We start from the raw sequence: 18,842 nt of genomic DNA on the forward strand, positions 1-18,842 counted from the left end.
AATAGACCTAAACCAACAACCGAACTAAATATTATTTTTTTCATTTTTTTACTTTTTTAAAATTCAACGTTAGCACCTACTGAAATTGTCTTTGAATTTGGATAGATACCTAATGAATATGTTCTTACAGGCTCTGGATCAAACCCTTTCCAATCTGTCCACGTAAGAAGATTTTCTGCTTGCGCAAAAATTTTCAGACCTTTGATTGGTAAATTTTGTAACTGCTGTTTTGTAAAAGCATATCCTATAGAAACATTTTTCAGTCTTATAAAATCTGTTTTGTACAAAAATCTGTCAGACGAACCAGAACTTCCAATATTGACTGCTTTCATATTTGGAATATCTGTATTTGTATTCGTAGGCGTCCAAGAATTTAACAGGTCGCTTGAAACATTCAAACCATTAGCTGCATAGGTGGGATTCATCATCCAAGAATACAAGTTATCATACGACCAAGCTCCTGCCTGAAATGTAAACATTACATCAGCAAAGAAACCATGATAATTACCATTTAGACCAAATCCTCCGGTATATGGAGCGTATATAGATTTGCCAGTAAGTTTTCTATCATTTGACGTTGGCGCTTCCGTAATATTTCCGTTTGTATCTAAGAATTGTTGTTCACCAGTTGCAGAATTTACTCCTACATAGTGATACAGATTCCATTGTGCAGCAACACCGCCTATAGCATTTACGTTATCACCAGATAAATTTTCATTCTGCATTGTGATAATTTTGTTTCTGTTGTAAGAACCATTTACGTACACTGATAATTTGTAATCTGCCTTATTCAGTATATTCGCTCTAATTAACGCTTCAATACCTCTATTTTTCATTTTACCAAAATTACCTTTCAACGTTTGCTGCCCAACTGGTCCGGATAAACTTATATCAGTATACATATCAGATGTTGTTTTTTCATACAAGTCTACAGTACCTTCAATAATATTTTTGTAATTATAATCTAAACCAAAATTTGTCTGTGTGATCTGCTCCCATCTTAAGCCATTATTTCCCAGCACAGATAAAGCATATCCTGGTAGATTCTGGTAACCGGTGTTAGAATTATTAATAGTACTTGCTAAGTTGGCATCTAAAAACAACAAGTTAGTATTATTTGCAGCTTGGCTCACATTTTGGTTACCTTGCGTTCCACGAGATACTCTAAGTTTTAACAGTCTAAAGCTAGAATCTGCCATAAAATCTTCCTGATCGATATTCCATCTGGCAGCAACCGCGTAAAAATTATCCCATCTATTTTCTGAAGAAAAACGATAAGAACCATCTCTTCTTACAGTACCACTTACACCATATTTACCATCATAATCATAATCTAAAGTAGCAACATAAGCCAATGTACCTGCATTAATTTTTAAAGCACTTACTGCTGGGTTATAAATTGTGGGAGTAGCCTGATTGAAAGGTATATAACCTGTACCCGCACCAAAAGACCAATTCAGAGGATTTAAACCATTTTGCGTATATGATTTAGACATGTAGTGAGCTTTCAAATAATCAAAAAATACAGAAGCTGTAACCGAGTGCCTTCCAAAAGTCTTATTAAAGGTCACATCTGTAACCGAGTTAAAAGTAAAATCTTTTATATTACCCTGTACTTCTGATCCACCATACTGTATACCCGCATTTGCGGCTACTACCACTGAAAGATATCCAACAGGATCTCTTGCGAATATCCTGTCATTTTCTTTGAATTCAAGACCGGTTCTGTTACCTACAGATAACCATGGTGTTAATTTGTACTTAGCGTTAACATTGGACGTAACACTTGTTTGCGTATATCTATTTCTAACCCCGCCTCTGATATTGTCATATAGGATGTATGGTCTAAATGCAGCACTATTACCACCTAACTGATTATACATATCCTGACCATTAATAAAATAATATGGCCTCATAGAAGGATCACTCAAAATACCCCCGAACAAGACATTTTGCAATGAATTAGAACCTACGTTTGCTGAGTTTTCTTCCTCATCCAGCTGGTTTCTTTTGGAATAACCTAATCCTAAATTTACACCATACTCAAATCTTCCATCTTTAGATTTTCCATTAAGATTATTTCTAAATGTAAATCTTTGGAAATCTGTAGATTTTATAGCTCCCTCACTATTAAGATATCCTAATGAAGAGAAGAATCTGGCATTTTCGCCTCCTACGGTAATTCCTACGTTATGCTGTTGAGTTACGCCAACACGGAAAAATTCTCTATTCCAGTCAGTATCGATAGCGTAGTTATTAATTTGATCTTGTGTAAGAGTAGTACCTAAACCTCCCGCTGCAAAATTTTTCTGTACCTGTAGATATTGCTTTGCATTAGCAGGATTATACTTCGTATCCGGATAACTTGAAAAAGACGTTTGAGCATCATAAGAAAACTTTAATGGGCTTTTATACTTACCGCTTTTGGTAGTAATAATAATAACTCCACCTGCAGCTCTACTTCCATAAATAGATGTAGCTGCCGCATCTCTTAAAACACTCGCAGATTCAATATCGTTAGCATTCAGGTTTCTAAATTCCGAACCAGATGTTGCAAGACCATCAATAATGTACAAAGGGTCATTGGCAGCTGATAATGATGAAAGACCACGGATAAGTACGTTTGTTCTACCAGAACCAGGTGAACCTGAAGCTTGGTTAATTTGTACCCCCGGAGCTGCTCCCTGTAGCGAACTTAAAAATGAAATGTTAGGACGATTTTCAAAATTTTCTGCACTGACAGTTGTTGAAGCTGCCGTCGTTCTAGCTTTAGTTGTGGTTTTACTATATCCCAAAATAACCACTTCCTCAATCTTCTGCTCTGTACCTAAGGTATCATTTTTTTTCTGAGCTTGCATTGAGCTTGCCATAAAAAAAATTACACCAGCACTCAATACTTTTAATTTCACATTCATATTAACAAATTTTAATATTTAACCCTGCAAATATGTTAAAAATTATTTACAGAAAAAATTCATTATTTAGTGATAATTAATAATTTTAAACAATTTAAACAAGCATTTAAGTTGATTAGTGTGAAATATTTAACAAAAAACCAATCAGATTGAATAATTTTTAACATCATACAACTGCTAAAAAACATTAACAGTTTTTAACTAAACATATTTTTATTATCAAGAATTATTCTAAATTAGGTTCAATTCAAAAAAAGACCGCAATCCTAAGATTGCGGTCTATCATTTATTTATGCGATGAATAGCTTATTTCAGCTTTTTCTTCACTGCTACCTCTTCGTATACTTCAAGAATATCATTTTGCTCAATGTCGTTGTAACCTTTAAGGTTTAATCCACATTCGTAGCCTTTTGTCACTTCTCTTACGTCGTCCTTGAAACGTTTTAAACTTTCAAGTTCGCCGTCAAATTTCACGATACCGTCTCTCAGCAATCTTACCTTAGACTGTCTCGTTACTTTTCCGGTAAGAACCATACAACCTGCAATAGTTCCAACCTTAGAAATTTTGAAGACTTCTCTGATTTCTACGTTACCAATCACCTGCTCCTGAATTTCCGGAGAAAGCATTCCCTCCATCGCTTCTTTTACTTCATCGATAGCTTTGTAGATAATAGAATACGTTCTGATTTCAATTTCTTCACGGTCTGCAAGTTCTTTAGCATTTGCTCCAGCTCTTACGTTGAATCCGATGATAATAGCATCTGATGCTGCCGCTAAGTTGATATCAGATTCAGTGATCTGTCCAACACCTGAATGAAGGATTTTCACGCTGATTTCTTCTGTAGATAATCTTTGTAACTGATCAGAAAGTGCTTCCACTGAACCATCCACGTCACCTTTAAGTATAATATTCAATTCCTTGAATTCTCCTAAAGCAATACGTCTACCCAATTCTTCAAGTGTCGTATGTTTCTTGGTTCTGATAGAAAGTTCCCTTTGTAGCTGTTCTCTCTTGTTAGCAATAGCTTTACCTTCACTTTCGTCGGCATAAACTCTGAACTTGTCACCAGCTGTAGGCGCTCCGTCAAGACCTAAGATTGTTGCCGGAATAGATGGACCTGCTTCTTCAAGATTTTTCCCTCTTTCATCAAGTAAAGCTTTCACTTTACCGTGGTTTTTACCTGCTACTACATAGTCTCCAACTTTTAAAGTTCCGGTCTGTACTAACATTGTTGCTACGTAACCTCTACCTTTATCTAAAGATGCCTCAATTACAACTCCGTTTGCTGAACGCTCAGGATTAGCTTTCAATTCAAGCATTTCAGCCTGAAGTAAAACTTTCTCTAAAAGGACATCCATATTGTTACCCATTTTAGCAGAAATTTCCTGTGCCTGAACATTTCCACCCCATTCTTCCACCAAAATATTCATTCCGGAAAGTTGCTGACGGATGTTATCAGGGTTTGCATTTGGCTTATCTACCTTGTTAATTGCAATAATCATTGGTACACCTGCAGCCTGTGCGTGAGAAATTGCTTCCTTCGTCTGTGGCATCACGTCATCATCAGCAGCGATCACAATAATTGCAATATCGGTAACCTGTGCACCTCTTGCTCTCATCGCGGTAAACGCTTCGTGACCCGGTGTATCTAAGAATGTAATTCTCTGACCATTTTCCAGTTTCACATTGTAAGCTCCGATGTGTTGGGTGATTCCTCCAGATTCACCAGCGATAACGTTGGTTTTTCTTATGTAATCCAGTAATGAAGTTTTACCGTGATCTACGTGACCCATCACCGTTACGATTGGAGCTCTTGAAACAAGAGTATCTTCTGAATCGACTTCATCATCAGCTTCTGTATCTTCAAGATCAGCATCCGAGAATTCAATTTTATAACCAAATTCGTCTGCCACCAATAATAATGTATCAGCTTCTAATCTTTGGTTCATGGTAACCATTACTCCAAGAGAGAAACAAGCTGAAATTACTTCAGTTGCACTCACGTCCATCAAACTTGCCAATTCACCTACTGTGATGAATTCAGTAACTTTTAATGAAGTGTCTCTTGCATCGGCTTCCTGCTGAAGATTATCCTGTTCTCTACGGTAAGATCTTTTATCTTTTCTGTGTTTAGCAGATTTAGATTTACCTCCTTTATTGGTTAATTTTTCAAGAGTTTCCTTGATCTGGTTTTTAACCTGCTCGTCTGTTAACTCAACAGGCATGGTTCTCTGACCCGGTCTGTTGTTGTTTCCGAAACGGTTTCCGCCACCCTGACCCGGACCGCCTGGACGGTTTCCACCTTGTCCTGGAGGACGGTTACCCTGAGGGCCACCCGGACGGTTCTGACCACCCTGACCCGGACCGCCTGGACGGTTACCCTGATAGCCACCCTGACCTGGCGGACGGCTTCCTCCAGGACCATTCTGACCTTGAGGACGGTTTTGTCCACCCTGATTATTTCCACCTTGCTGGTTGTTTCCTGTATTTTGATTAGGACCGCCTGGTTTTTCTATTCTCTTACGTTTTTTCTTGGCTCCCGGACCTGTTTTTGGTGCAAACTGAGTTAAGTCAATTTTTTCACCAACGATTTTAGGTCCGTCAAGTTTTTGATAAACGGTTTCAATTTTTTGAGATTCCGGTTCAGCAGGAGTTTCAGTTTTTGTTCCTTCCTGCTTCACTTCTGCAGGCTTTGTTTCCACGGGTTTCACTTCCGCCTTCACTTCAACAGGTTTTGGAGTTTCCTTTACAGGCTCAGCCGGTTTTTCAACTGCTTTCTTTTCTTCCTGTTTAGGCTGTTCTTTTTTAGCCGGTCTGTTTCTTGACTCTATTTGTGAAAGATCAATTTTATCAAGAACTTTAAATTCCTGTTTTTCCGGAACCGCTTTCGGCTCAGGAGTTTCTTTTTGCTGCACAGGTTCTTCAACCTTTTCTTCCACTTTTTGTGGTTCCGGAGTCACAGCTTCCGGCTCTGGCTTTTTACCTTCCAGATCTATTTTACCTAAAATTTTAGTTTCAGGTCTGTTTGATTTAGCTCTTATTACTTCAGGGGTTTTCTTTTCCTCGATTTCCAGTTTTTCTTCCGGAACTTTGGTGATCACCACCTCATGGGAAGCCTTTCTCTGCTCGCCGTCTTTGGCAAACTCAGCTTCCAATGCAGAATATGCCGCTTCTTCTAATTGAGCGTTAGGATTGGCTTCAACCTCAATACCCTTCGACTGTAAAAACTCTACTAATCTGGATGTTGAAATATTGAATTCCTTTACCGCTTTATTTAATCTAATTTTTGGCATCTAATATTTTTACTGTTTTCTAATTTTTAAAATTAAAGTACTTTCTACTTTTTATCAGGATATCAACTCATGATCAGTCTTCAAATTCTTCTTTCAGAACTCTCTTCACATCTTCAATTGTTTCCTCTTCAAGATCTACCATATTCAGTAAAGTCGATGTATCTTTATCCAATACCGATTTTGCCGTGGTAAGACCCACTTTCCTGAATTCTTCCAATACCCATGCTTCGATATCGTCATCAAATTCTTTCAATTCTACGTCATCATCTTCACTGGCCTCTCTGTACACATCAATTTCGAAGCCACTCAGCCAAGAAGCTAATCTGATGTTTTGTCCCTGCTTACCAATCACCTTAGAAATTTCTTCCACCGGTGTATAAACCAATGCATAATTGGTTTCTTCGTTGATGTCTATTTTATTGATAATTACATTCCCTAGCGCTCTTTTTACCAAAAGCTCAGGATTTTTTGCCCATTGGATAACGTCGATGTTTTCGTTTCTCAATTCTCTTACAACTCCGTGAATTCTAGAACCTTTTACACCAACACACGCTCCTACCGGATCTATTCTGTCGTCGTAGGCATCTACGGCGATTTTTGCTTTTTCACCTGGAATTCTCACAACCTTTTTCAGCATGATTGTTCCGTCCTGGATTTCAGGAATTTCCAGTTCAAGTAATTTCTCCAAAAATTTAGGTGCTGTTCTTGAAATGATAATTTGCGGTTTAGAACCTTTAAAATCAACACTTTCAACAATAGCTCTGATGCTTTCTCCTTTTTTAAAGAAATCTGAAGGAATCTGATTTTCTTTTGGAAGGATAAACTCATTTTCTTCATCATCCAGAAGAATAACGTGCTTGTGACGGATATGGTGAATTTCACCAATCACGATTTCCCCGATACGGTCTCTGAACTGCTCATACAACATGGCGTTGTTGTGCTCCTGCAGTTTTGTTGCCAAAATCTGCTTCAAAGTTAAAATATTTCTTCTTCCAAGCTGAGCTACAGGAATTTCCATTGTAAAATCTTCGCCTACCTCGAATGTAGGGTCAATTTTCTTTGCTTCAGAAATTTCAATTTCAAGATCATCATCTTCAGACATTTCGTCTTCCACGATTGTTTTATTCAAAAAGATTTGAAAATCTCCCTTATCAGGATTTACAATTACATCAAAATGATCATCAGAATCATATCTTTTTCTCAAAAGAGTCTTCAGAGCATCCTCAATAATTGCCATAAGATCAATCTTACTGATCCCTTTTTCGTCTTTAAAATCACCAAAGGATTCAATCAACGCTATATTATCCATATCTGTATTATAATTGATAAATGATGAATGATTATTTTTCTTTTAAATCAATAACCGTTCACCTTTTTAGTTAAAATTTAATTACTACCAGTGCTTTTTTGATTTCAGTGTAAAGAATTTCTTTTTCTTCCACTGCATCCACTTTGCCCTTACCTACCTCTTTCGGTTTTCTGTAACGGAGAATCAATGTAATTTTTTCACCGTCTACCTTTGCCAGTTCACCTTCAGTTTTTTCAGAATTTTCAAACATCACTTCGATTTCTCTTCCAATGTTTTTCTGAAACTGTCTTGGCGTTACCAAGGGCTCGCTCAATCCCGCAGACATTACCTGAAGGCTGAAATCGTGCTCTTCACGGTCCATGTTAAATTCAATCGCGCGGCTTGCATCCAGGCAGTCCTGCACCGAAACTCCGTTGTCTCCATCCAGGATTACCGTGATATCGTCTCCTGTTGAGATTTTTAAATCTATTAAAAAAAGATCTTCTCTTGTTGCGAGAAATTCATTTAATAAGTCTTCAATTTTTTTTCTAAACTCCATACGTTATACTACTGGTTTACAGTACGAAAAAAGGCTTTCTTTTCGAAGCCTTTCCATTTTTTCCCGTAAATCTTGTGCAAATATAAGATATTTTTTAAGAAAATACAAATAAGTCTAATTATCAGAATGATATATGTAGCGAGATATCAGCCGTTTCCTCAAATTTAATTTAAAATTCATAATAAAAAAGCCATTTGCCAAAAATCATCACTTTAATTAAATATCATTTAACAGCTTTGTAACAGTGCCGTAATCTCAGGATGGTAGTTTTGGCCAATCAAAAATTAAATCCTAAAACCGCTTTTATGAAACATTATCTACTGCTGCTGTGCTGCTTTGTCACAAGCTTATGCTTTGGGCAAACCATAGTTCCGTATCTTCAAAACCCCACCCCCAATTCAATGATTGTAAACTGGAAAACGTCTTCCAACAATGAGACAACGGTTTTCTACGGAACTTCACCCACCAACCTCAACGTTACTGTTACCGGAACCACAAATATCTTTACAGATACCGGATACAGCAACAATTATTATTATCACACCGCGAAAATTACCAACCTGCAACCCAACACAAAATATTATTACAAAACCAAAACAGGAACCTCTGAATCTGCAGTGTACAATTTCCGTACGCTTCCACTTCCGGGACAGGCTGTAACTGCCAACGGAAAAATCAGATTCCTGATTATGGGAGACAACCAGTTAAAGAACGAGCCGAGATACGATTCTTTAAACCTCCATGCCTACAAAAAGATTAAAGAAAGATTTGGAGCAAATAATGATCCTTCAGACAATATTGCTCTTACTTTCATGGTGGGAGATCAGGTGGATGTCGGTACACTTGATCATTATGAAAATGTACACTTCAAGAAAAACCAAAAACTTTCGCCTTATCTTCCGATTCAAACCACTGTTGGTAATCATGAAACGTATGGAACTTTAGGAATGAGTTCTTACTACGCACATTTTTTCATTGACGAGCTGAGTTATAAAAATATCAGTTCAGGAAATGAAAATTATTATGCCCAACAGGCCGGAAATGTTTTGTTTGTAAGTTTATGCTCAGAACACACCGGATCTGCACAACAACAGTGGCTTCAACAGATTCTTGCAGCCGCAGCGACTGACAGCACAGTTCAGTGGATTATTTCTTTAAGCCACAGACCTTACCAGGCAGAACAATATGTAGGAGATATTTCTACATGGGTGAGAAATACAGCCGTACCAATGTTAACAGCTTCAGATAAATATGTAATGCACATCGGCGCTCACCACCACCTTTATCACAGAGGTCAACTGAAAAATTCTCCCAATTACCAGATTATTTCTGGTGGAACTGCGTGGGATCAATATTGGGGAATGTCTAACGAGCAGGATTTTGACGATGTACAAAAAACTTTGACAGACTGGACTTACCAAATTATCGAAGTTGACGTAAACACCGGAAAGATGGATATTGAAAGTTATTCCATAGGAAGTATTTACCAGCAGAAAAACAGCGTGACTGTCGACAGCTTTCACAGATATAAAAATCAGGCTAAACCGTCTAAACCATCTGTCACCAATACGTTTACAGCACCAGTGACACTCCCACTTACTTTGAACGGAAGCGCTTTTGCTACCACTACTCCAGAATTACTTAATACGACACAGTTTCTTATCAGTAAAACGGCTGATTTCTCTGTGATTGACAAAGAATTCTACCGTGATTTTGAAAACTGGTACGGGAAAGACGGAAACGGAAACCCTGATGTCACCAAAAACCAGAATGCAGGTGTAGATATTACGAAAGCCACCATTGCGGCCAACTCTATTACCAACGGGATTTATTATGTAAAAGTAAGATACAGAGACCGTAATCTTGAATGGAGCGACTGGAGTGATGTGAAATCTTTTGAAGTAACCGGAAGTGTTGTTTCGAATCCTGCTTTAACTTTAAATAAAACAGAATATCTGCAGAATGAAGCCATCCTTGCCACTTACACCGACGGTCCCGGAAATCAGCAGGACTGGGTAGGAATTTATAAAAAAGGACAAAATCCATCCGCAGTAACATCTCAGGGATATAAATACACCAACGGACAGACTTCCGGAACAGCCAATTTCAATACTGGTCTTGCTACAAAAGGACAATATTTTGCAGGTTTCTTTGCCAATAACGGATATACAGAAATTACAGGAAGAAAAAGTTTCTACGTTGGACCAAAAGTAGTTCTTCAAACTACCGCAGATTCTTATCCGGTAGGCGGAACAGTAGTGGTAAATTACTCCAACGGACCGAATTTGACGAATGACTGGATCGGAATCTATAAAATGGGACAGGTTCCTGGATCAGCCAATCCATCTGCAACCTGGAGCTATGTAACCACCGCTGCAGGAACTAAGAATTTCACAGGATTGCCGAAAGGATATTACTACGCAACTTACCTTCTGGAAGACGGCTACACGCAGATCGGAGAAAAAGTTTTCTTTAAAGTTGGAGATATTGTTACTGATCTCTGGATCAACAAACCTGTCTATACTTTAGGAGAAAACATCACCGCTTCATGGACCGATTCTCCGGGAATCATCAAAGACTGGCTGGGAATTTACCCACAATCTGTACAGACTCCAAACGATCAGTTTACGTCTTATACTTATTTTGACGGCGTTACACAGGGCAACAAAACCATCACAGGAAACGTAAACGGTGTACCGACAACTACCGGAAATTATTACATGGTGATGTTTACCAATGATTCCTACACAGAAGTTTCAAACAGAGTTTCTTTTCAGGTCATCAACGCTAATTTGGGAACAAACGAAGCTCACAGCTCCACCGAAAAGAATGTGATCCTTTATCCGAATCCTTCAAAGCCGGGACAGCCTACTTTCATTAAAAGCGACTATCCTATCGAAAAAATTCAGCTTTTGTCCGCTGCAAGACAGCTTTTGTACGAAACGAAAAATGTGAACGATCAGAAATTTACTTTAGTCAATGAAAATCTACCGAAAGGCGTTTACTTCGTGAAAGTTCATACCAGAAAATTATTTACTTTAAAACTGATTGTGGAGTAGTCAAAAGTATAGTCCGTATTTAAAATAATATTATTTTCAGCAATTGCTGAATTCAATTCAGATTTAAAACATATCTGATTCATTAAATCATTAAATCAATATCAATCCGCTTTGCAGTAAATTTTGCAGGGCGGATTTTTTTTCAGTTGATCTTATTTTGAGAACAGTTGCCGCAAAGCCTAATCATTTAGAAAAGAAATAATTACAGTAAAATAAGTCCTGATTTTTTTGCAGAAAATCAGAATTATGATTAATTTTAACTAAACTAAAATCATAACCATGGCACTAAATGCATATTTAAAACTGAAAGGACAGAAACAGGGAGACATCAAAGGATCTGTAACACAAAAAGGCAAAGAAAACAAGATTCAGGTGATTGCCGTGAGCCACGACCTCAGTTCTCCACGGGACGCCGCGACAGGTCTCGCCAAAGGAAGGAGAATGCATAAACCATTTATTATTACCAAAGAAACCGACAAAGCCAGTCCTCTGCTGTATAATGCTCTGGTAAATAATGAAGCTATAACTGAGTTTGAACTTCAATTCTGGACGCCGCAGACCTCAGCCTCAGCCGGCATCGGAAAAGAAAAACAACATTATACAATCAGGCTGACCAACGCCAGCATTTCGGATATAAAATTCAGGATGCTGAATAACAAAAATCCTGAATTAGCCATTTTTACAGAGTTCGAAGAGATCTCATTTACATATCAGAAAATTGAGTGGACCTGGATGGACGGCTCTATCACAGCAATGGATGATTGGTGAACTGACCTTATATAAGGAGAGGAAAATTCTGTACGCAAATCTCCAGTTCTTATCATCATCTGTTTTGATTCTGTTTTTTTTCAGCAAAAATTACAGTGGTATTATGGTGCCTTTATCATGCCTTTATCATGCCTTTACCATGCCTTTACCATGCCTTTCAAGCCGAAGTAAAAAATGGGCAGGTTTTAAGACAAAAAACAGATCACTTCAGCATCGTTATTTTTTATTCTGCACTCCAACACTAAGCAAAATGTGGTGATTTAGGACAGCCAAACTTCAGCTGGTTCGCTGAAATAAAAATTTCACATGTCCATAATAATCAGCTCTTTTAAATTAAATCCAAAAAAATAAGGAATCCTGTCAGAAATTTGTCCGGCGAGAGATAATTTGCAGGCCTGAACATTTCAATACTAAGGACTCGGGTTATTAAAAAAAACATGTGTAGCAAAATCTTTTTCCGTCAAAAAATTGGTTATCAAAAAACTATACAGCAGAAAGTTTAAATTGCAAAAAAACATTTTCTTTCATCACTTTTTAATGTATTCAATTCATTTTCGAAATACTTTTTTGAAGGATTTTTCTATAAATCATTTACCAAATTTTTATCACTAAACAAGTCAATCTCTACCGAAATCTGACCCAAAAACATCCCTTTCGAAAAAATACTTTGTGACTGTTTCGTCAACAAACTGAATTGATTTTTCAAAAAAGGAATTTTTCAAAAAAGGAGAGACCTCAATGTTTAATCACTGGTAAACAATACATTAACACAAAATGGGGTAATGATAGTGTACGCCATTTTTGCCTGATCTATTTAGGTGTTATTCATTTGCATATCAATTTGATATTCACCCATGAAAATAAACAACACAAATGATGAGAGCATCAACTCAAAGTTTTTATCTGTCTGGATAAAAACTTTGAGTATTTCACTTCTGTGTTTTTTTAATTTTCACAGTGCCAGGAATCTTTCAGACGATAACGTTATTCACGTTAACGGCGGTGCACAAATCGTCACAGAAAACAAGACTGAAAACTTAGAGCAAGCCAAAATATACGTTACGTCAGGTGCAACAGTTTCAGAATACTCAGAAAACAATTTTGAGATTGTAAAAATCAGTAATGCTGAAAAACGCATTACCTCCAAAAGCAAAACAACTGCAAAACTAAAGCATAAAAAGGCAGAAGCTGAGCCCGCAAAACAAGAAGTGGCTCACAAGCTGCCGAAAAATGAGGAAACATTCACTTCAGGATCTGAATCAGATTACGCTTTCTGTGCTCATCAGCATCACAGCACTGCTTTTGCCCAAACACAGAATCCGGTTTTTAAACATTTTCTTAAGATCGGTTTTACTTACCTTCATACTTATGTTTTAGATTCCTCTAAAATGAAAATACCAAACGGTCTTACGCATTTCACAGGTAAGATCTATTCTGAGTCTTATTCTGTAAGGCCACCTCCTGCATTTTCATAGATTCCTTATTATTAAAAATCACTGCTGTATATTTTACAGCAAAGGGAAATCAGATATTTCCCAGCACATAACTACATAAATGTAGACACACATCCTTTCTCATTGTTTTAAGACCATCAATTCGACGTGGTAATTTATAGTGCAATAGAAAAGGCAAAACAAATAGGCCAAGGTTACTCTAAAGAACGATGCATACAATATTATTACCAGTTTAAAAACCTGCGTGCTTTGTAAAGATGAAGCCTAGTAATTAACACAGATACTAAATAACGTAAATATTGACTTCTAAAATCCGAACTAAAATTTAAGATTTAACTAACATTAAAAAAAAGATGAAAAACCTTTACAATTTTCCACACAAAAAAATCCGGCTTTTGCTGGGATTGTGGATGGTACTCTACGGAGTGCCTCAGATGATGGGGCAAAACCTTTTAACGGAGAGTTTTAATTACCCTAACGGAACAGCACTTACATCTGCTAACTGGATTCAGCTAAGCACTGGAACACCTGCAGTATCTGTATCTTCCGGAAATTTATTATATCCAAACACCATTGGAAATGGGATTGGAAATAAAACTCAACTGTCTAATACGGGACAGGATGTTTACCGTATATTTACCAGTACCGCTTTAAACGCAACTACACAGGCATTATACGCCAGTGCCACGGTAAATGTTACAACAGCAAATGCTACAGGCGACTATTTTTTAACATTAAATAATACTAATGCTGCCCTCTATATTAAATCCAACGGTTCAGGATTTAGTTTTGGTATTCAAAAGGTTGCCGGAGTCGGAACTGTAGTCTATGAATCTACTGTAAGACCTTTCAACACCAATTTACTTGTCGTTTTGAAGTATGAATTTGTATCCGGTACAACAAACGATTTGGTTAAATTGTACGTAAATCCTGCTACCGCTGCAGAGCCATCTACACCAGATGTTTCTTATACCACCACAGGAGCTGGTAGCGGAAACGATAATAATTCATTTAGTTATGTAGTCCTTTGGCAAGGTACTGCTGCCAATGCCCCCACCCTTCAGTTGGATGGGTTAAATATTGCAACAAGCTGGGCAGGAATTACAACTCCAATTCATGACTTCGGAGATACACCGGTGAGCTATGACACCAGCAAAGACAATGTTTTTATTCCGGCTAACCATTCTCTTCTTTCCGGATTATCTTTGGGAAGCATAGCCCCTGATCTTGAATTTAGTCCTGCAAATGTACCTTCAGGAGCCGATAATAACGGTAATAATGGTGATGGCACAGATGAAGATGCTTTCACACCTGCATCAAATCCTATCAGAAAAGGGCTACCTTATGCTATTTCAGTTCCCGTTACTAATCCGTCAGCCACCTCAAGATATTTATATGCCTGGATTGATTTTGATGGAGATGGAAAATTTGAATCAGGAGAAGTACAAACTGTCAATATTCCTGCTTCAATAGGAACCACTAATCAGACGGTGACATTTACTCCTGCTCAGACTTCTTTGATTTCCGCGGGAGCAACGAAACTCTATATGAGACTCAGGTTATCTACGGTCAGCCTGCTGGATAATACCTCTGATTCCACTTTAGATGAGAGAAGTATCGGAAACGGTGCAGCTGCCAGCAACAGTTCTGCAGATGCAGGTTCATATTCTACGGGAGAGGTTGAAGATTATCAGATTGATGTGGTTAATACATATGAATTTGGAGATGCTCCTTTGTCTTACGACCAGCCAGCCGGAACATTGGTATCTGCACGTCAATTGGGAAATACAACATTAATGCTGGGCACAACCATGGACATTGAAAGCAATCCACTGAATGTTACAGCCGGAGCAGATAACAACGGAAGTAATGGTGATGGGGATGATGAAGACGGGATAAATACCGTGCCCAATCCTATTACCCCAAACACACCATATTCAGTAAATATATTGGTGACCAATACCACAGGTTCTCCAAAAATATTATACGGATGGATTGACTTTAATAACAATGGCATTTTTGAAAGTACAGAAGCTGTTACTACAAATGTTCCCAATAATGCTGCTTCGGCTACATTAACGTGGCCTGCAACATCTACCGTAAATGCTATTGGTACAAACCTGTACATGAGGCTTAGAATGAGTTCTGCCGCATTGGCTGACAATAGTGTTACAGCAAATTATGATGAAAGAGCTATTGGAGATGGTCTGAATAGCGGTATCTATGGATCAGCTCCCGGAATAGGAGAAATTGAAGACTATAGAGTTGCCGTCATTCCGGTGTATGATTTTGGCGATACACCTGTTTCTTACGACCAGCCGGCAGGTATTTTGGTTCCGGCACGTCAGTTACCGGGTGGTGCATTAGGCCTTGGTGCAACTGCAGATGTAGAAAGTACAGTACAAAGCGTGGCTACCGGAACTGATAATAATGGAAGTAATGGCGACGGTACCGACGAGGATGGTATAAACCCGGCATCGTATACCATAACACCTGCTTCAGTTTTCACTCTACCTGTCAGTGTTAGAAATACTTCCGGAGCAACAGGTACATTACACGGATGGCTTGATCTTAATAACAATGGTGTATTTGAAGTTGGAGAAGCTGTTTCAATCAGTGTTCCCAATAATTCCACCACTGTAAATTTATCCTGGACTGCCGCACAGACAGGACTGATTTCAAGTTCAAATGTGTACTTACGTTTGAGAATTACTAATATCGCTTTGGCAGACAATTCTGTTACAGCTTTCTATGATGAAAGGGCTATTGGAGATGGTTTATCTACAGGTGCTTACAGCACAGCTCCTGGCAATGGGGAAGTTGAGGATTACCGTCTGTCTGTAAATGCTGTTTTTGATTTTGGAGATGCCCCGAATACATTTGAGTTTAATAATAATATTACCATCACACCGGCCAGACATCTTCCTGATGCTACACTTTATCTGGGAAGTACATTTGATATTGAATCCGGAAAGAATGCAGTAGTACCGGGCGCAGATAATGGAGGTACAAACGGTGATGGAGCAGATGAAGATGGAATCAGTGGAATATTGCCTCAATTCAACAGTAATACGACCAGCTACAGTGTGAATGTAAATGTTTATAAAACGGCAGCAGGAACTGCGACACTACACGGCTGGATTGATATGGACGGAGATGGCCGTTTTTCCACCTCCGAATACACCTCAGCTACAGTTACAGGAACTACAGGAGCTCAAACAGTTGCCCTTACCTGGGCTTCACCATATTATTTTGACACATCAGCTGCACGCAGCTACATGAGACTTCGATTTACTACGGCAACCCTCACAGATAATACAGCAACACCATTATTTGATGAGCGCTCCATCGGAGATGGCTTAAGCACAGGAAATCATGGTACGGTCTATCCTAATGGTGAGATTGAGGATTATCCGGTACCACTTCCATCACCAGTAGTAGTGGATCCTAATCTGGATTCGGATGGAGATGGAGTAAAAGATGTAAATGATCTGGATTCGGATAATGACGGGATTCTCAATAGCACTGAAGGCCCCGTTTCTTTTAATGATTCTGCTTTCAGACTGTATAATACAGTCAATTACCAAGGTACTACAGCAGAAAAGTGGGTAATATATGTAACAGGAGTTGCTGGTACAGTTGTAACTTATACCCCGTACAATGGTTCTGCTACCACAGCAACCATACCAGTATCAGGAATTTTACCCATTACTTTAAGCAGTTCGCAGGTACCCAATTGGCCTTTAAATCAGGTAACAAGCGGAAAGTATGTGTCCCTTACATCTTCTGCTCCTGTCTCTATTTTACAGGAAATTTTTGGAGACCCTTACTTTGCACAGGATATAGCTGTAGTTTACCCAAAATCAGTATGGGGAACAAAATACACCGTTAACACGCACTATTATACTGGCAATGCTCAGAATAACACCGGTCTTACGATTATTAGCGCTGTAAATAATAATGCAGTGACTGTGAAAAATAAAGCAGGTGCAACAATTGCGTCCTTCACCTTGAATGACGGACAAAACTATGTTTTTAATCAAGGAGGTACTGTGGATATAAATGGTTACACAATCACATCCAGCCAAAATGTAGGTGTAATGGTGGCAGTTTCGTGTGCAAACAGTCCTGGAAGTACATGTGATAACACGTTGGAATACCTTTTACCTGATCGGCTTTTGGGAACTAAATTTTTAACAAAAAGTTCAGCTCACCAAGGGAAAATGATAATTACGGCGACCCAGAATAATACGCTTATAAAAGTTAACGGCGCTGTGATGTCAACATTAAATGCAGGTGATACCTATAACTATATTCAGAATGTGAATACAGCTGAAATTGTGGAAACAAACAAAGCGGTGCAATTTACAAAGGTTGTCCCGTATAGTGGTGGAGAAGACCCATCTGTTACAACGATTTTGGATATCACCAAAGCAACATTAGGACCTGCGCTGCTCACTATTCCTCCATTGATGACAATATCTAATGACTTAGTTATCTTTGTAAGAACATCTGAGACAAGTAAAATGCTTTATAATGGAAACCCAACAACCGGATGGACGCCATTCAGCCAAGATCCTTCCTATTCATATACCACAATTACAAATTCAAATGGTATTGTGCCCGGCGCTGTTTCCACAGTAAGTTCTACAACAGGTGATGTGCCGTTCTTTACAGATTGGTATGGAGTAGGAAATGATGTTTCAGATGCGACACCTTTATCAATAGGAGGTGTAAATTTAGCTTCGGGAGCACCTTCTGCAAACAGTCTGAAGGATACCGACGGCGATGGCATCCCGGACTATCTGGATCTGGATTCTGATAATGACGGATGTCTGGATGCTTTGGAAGGAGATGAAAATGTCACTTCTTCGATGCTCGTCAATGCAGCTCCCGGTTTATCTGTTGGTACAAATTCTACTGCACTTAATAAAAATCTTTGTGCTGGTACAGGTTGCCGGGATGCCAACGGAATTCCGAATGTTGTAAACTCTGGTGGAGCAGCCGATATTGGTGGCGATTTAGGGCAGGGAACAGGTACATCTATAAACGCGCTTATTCAGGATGCGGTTTGTCTTATTCCACCTTTCTGCTACAAACCTGCTGCTACAGGTACTGCATTGGAAACGAAACATGGGATCACCGCATTAGCGCGAGCTGCCGAAAGCAACAGCAACTGGCCCATGGTGCGCTCCGGTGCATGGACGGCGCTCGAATCTAAAGAAAAAGGATTTGTAGTAAACAGGGTCGCTACCACTGCCGGTTTAAGTTCAATCACAAATCCTATTGAAGGAATGATGGTTTATGATCAGGAAGCAGCTTGTTTAAAAGTTTACACCATCAAAGAAGGTGAAACTGCAGCAGCCTGGCATTGCATGACAACTCAGACCTGTCCGGACACCACTAACTAATCATTTAACTTTCTCACGCTTACTCTCTTTTAAAAAATTTGGAAATCTGTAATTTTAACATTTAAAAAATTCTGAAACCGGAGAGTAAGTGCGG

The 18,842-nt window shown here is 38.6% G+C and carries 8 protein-coding genes; 4 read left to right on the forward strand and 4 right to left on the reverse strand.

The genetic code is table 11. The features are described from left to right. Positions 1-56 precede the first annotated feature (56 nt). The 4 genes from IC610_RS17905 to rimP form a co-directional block, all read right to left on the reverse strand. The gene (locus IC610_RS17905) at positions 57-2,915 is read right to left on the reverse strand and encodes a SusC/RagA family TonB-linked outer membrane protein (RefSeq protein WP_191738059.1); all 2,859 of its coding nucleotides are present in this window, start codon (positions 2,913-2,915) and stop codon (positions 57-59) included. Positions 2,916-3,221: 306 nt separating this feature from the next. Beyond that, on the reverse strand, positions 3,222-6,209 hold the full coding sequence (gene infB, locus IC610_RS17910) for a translation initiation factor IF-2 (RefSeq protein ID WP_191738060.1): 2,988 nt from the start codon (positions 6,207-6,209) through the stop codon (positions 3,222-3,224). Between the two features lie 73 nt (positions 6,210-6,282). Next, positions 6,283-7,518: a transcription termination factor NusA gene (nusA, locus tag IC610_RS17915; RefSeq protein WP_191738061.1), complete on the reverse strand. Its 1,236-nt coding sequence runs from the start codon at positions 7,516-7,518 to the stop codon at positions 6,283-6,285. A gap of 70 nt (positions 7,519-7,588) precedes the next feature. Then, the gene (gene rimP, locus IC610_RS17920) at positions 7,589-8,056 is read right to left on the reverse strand and encodes a ribosome assembly cofactor RimP (protein WP_191738062.1); all 468 of its coding nucleotides are present in this window, start codon (positions 8,054-8,056) and stop codon (positions 7,589-7,591) included. 305 nt (positions 8,057-8,361) lie between these two features. Here rimP and IC610_RS17925 point away from each other — a divergent pair, with 305 nt between their 5' ends. The 4 genes from IC610_RS17925 to IC610_RS17940 all read left to right on the forward strand — a co-directional run bounded on the left by IC610_RS17925 (position 8,362) and on the right by IC610_RS17940 (position 18,748). Beyond that, a complete protein-coding gene (locus IC610_RS17925) occupies positions 8,362-11,115 on the forward strand; it encodes a fibronectin type III domain-containing protein (RefSeq protein ID WP_191738063.1) in 2,754 nt (917 codons plus the stop codon). 279 nt (positions 11,116-11,394) lie between these two features. After that, the gene (locus tag IC610_RS17930) at positions 11,395-11,883 is read left to right on the forward strand and encodes an Hcp family type VI secretion system effector (RefSeq protein WP_191738064.1); all 489 of its coding nucleotides are present in this window, start codon (positions 11,395-11,397) and stop codon (positions 11,881-11,883) included. A gap of 854 nt (positions 11,884-12,737) precedes the next feature. Then, positions 12,738-13,358 (forward strand): hypothetical protein, encoded by a 621-nt coding sequence (locus tag IC610_RS17935; RefSeq protein WP_191738065.1) that lies wholly within the window; start codon positions 12,738-12,740, stop codon positions 13,356-13,358. Positions 13,359-13,690: 332 nt separating this feature from the next. Beyond that, positions 13,691-18,748 (forward strand): GEVED domain-containing protein, encoded by a 5,058-nt coding sequence (locus IC610_RS17940; protein ID WP_191738066.1) that lies wholly within the window; start codon positions 13,691-13,693, stop codon positions 18,746-18,748. Positions 18,749-18,842: the final 94 nt, after the last annotated feature.

Source organism: Chryseobacterium caseinilyticum (assembly GCF_014837145.1).
In the GTDB taxonomy this organism is placed as follows: Bacteria; Bacteroidota; Bacteroidia; order Flavobacteriales; family Weeksellaceae; genus Chryseobacterium; species Chryseobacterium caseinilyticum.

Coding starts and splice junctions, on each gene's coding strand:
- IC610_RS17905 (WP_191738059.1), bottom strand. CDS start 2,915: ATGAATGTGAAATTAAAAGTATTGAGTGCTGGTGTAATTTTTTTTATG.
- infB (WP_191738060.1), bottom strand. CDS start 6,209: ATGCCAAAAATTAGATTAAATAAAGCGGTAAAGGAATTCAATATTTCA.
- nusA (WP_191738061.1), bottom strand. CDS start 7,518: ATGGATAATATAGCGTTGATTGAATCCTTTGGTGATTTTAAAGACGAA.
- rimP (WP_191738062.1), bottom strand. CDS start 8,056: ATGGAGTTTAGAAAAAAAATTGAAGACTTATTAAATGAATTTCTCGCA.
- IC610_RS17925 (WP_191738063.1), top strand. CDS start 8,362: ATGAAACATTATCTACTGCTGCTGTGCTGCTTTGTCACAAGCTTATGC.
- IC610_RS17930 (WP_191738064.1), top strand. CDS start 11,395: ATGGCACTAAATGCATATTTAAAACTGAAAGGACAGAAACAGGGAGAC.
- IC610_RS17935 (WP_191738065.1), top strand. CDS start 12,738: ATGAAAATAAACAACACAAATGATGAGAGCATCAACTCAAAGTTTTTA.
- IC610_RS17940 (WP_191738066.1), top strand. CDS start 13,691: ATGAAAAACCTTTACAATTTTCCACACAAAAAAATCCGGCTTTTGCTG.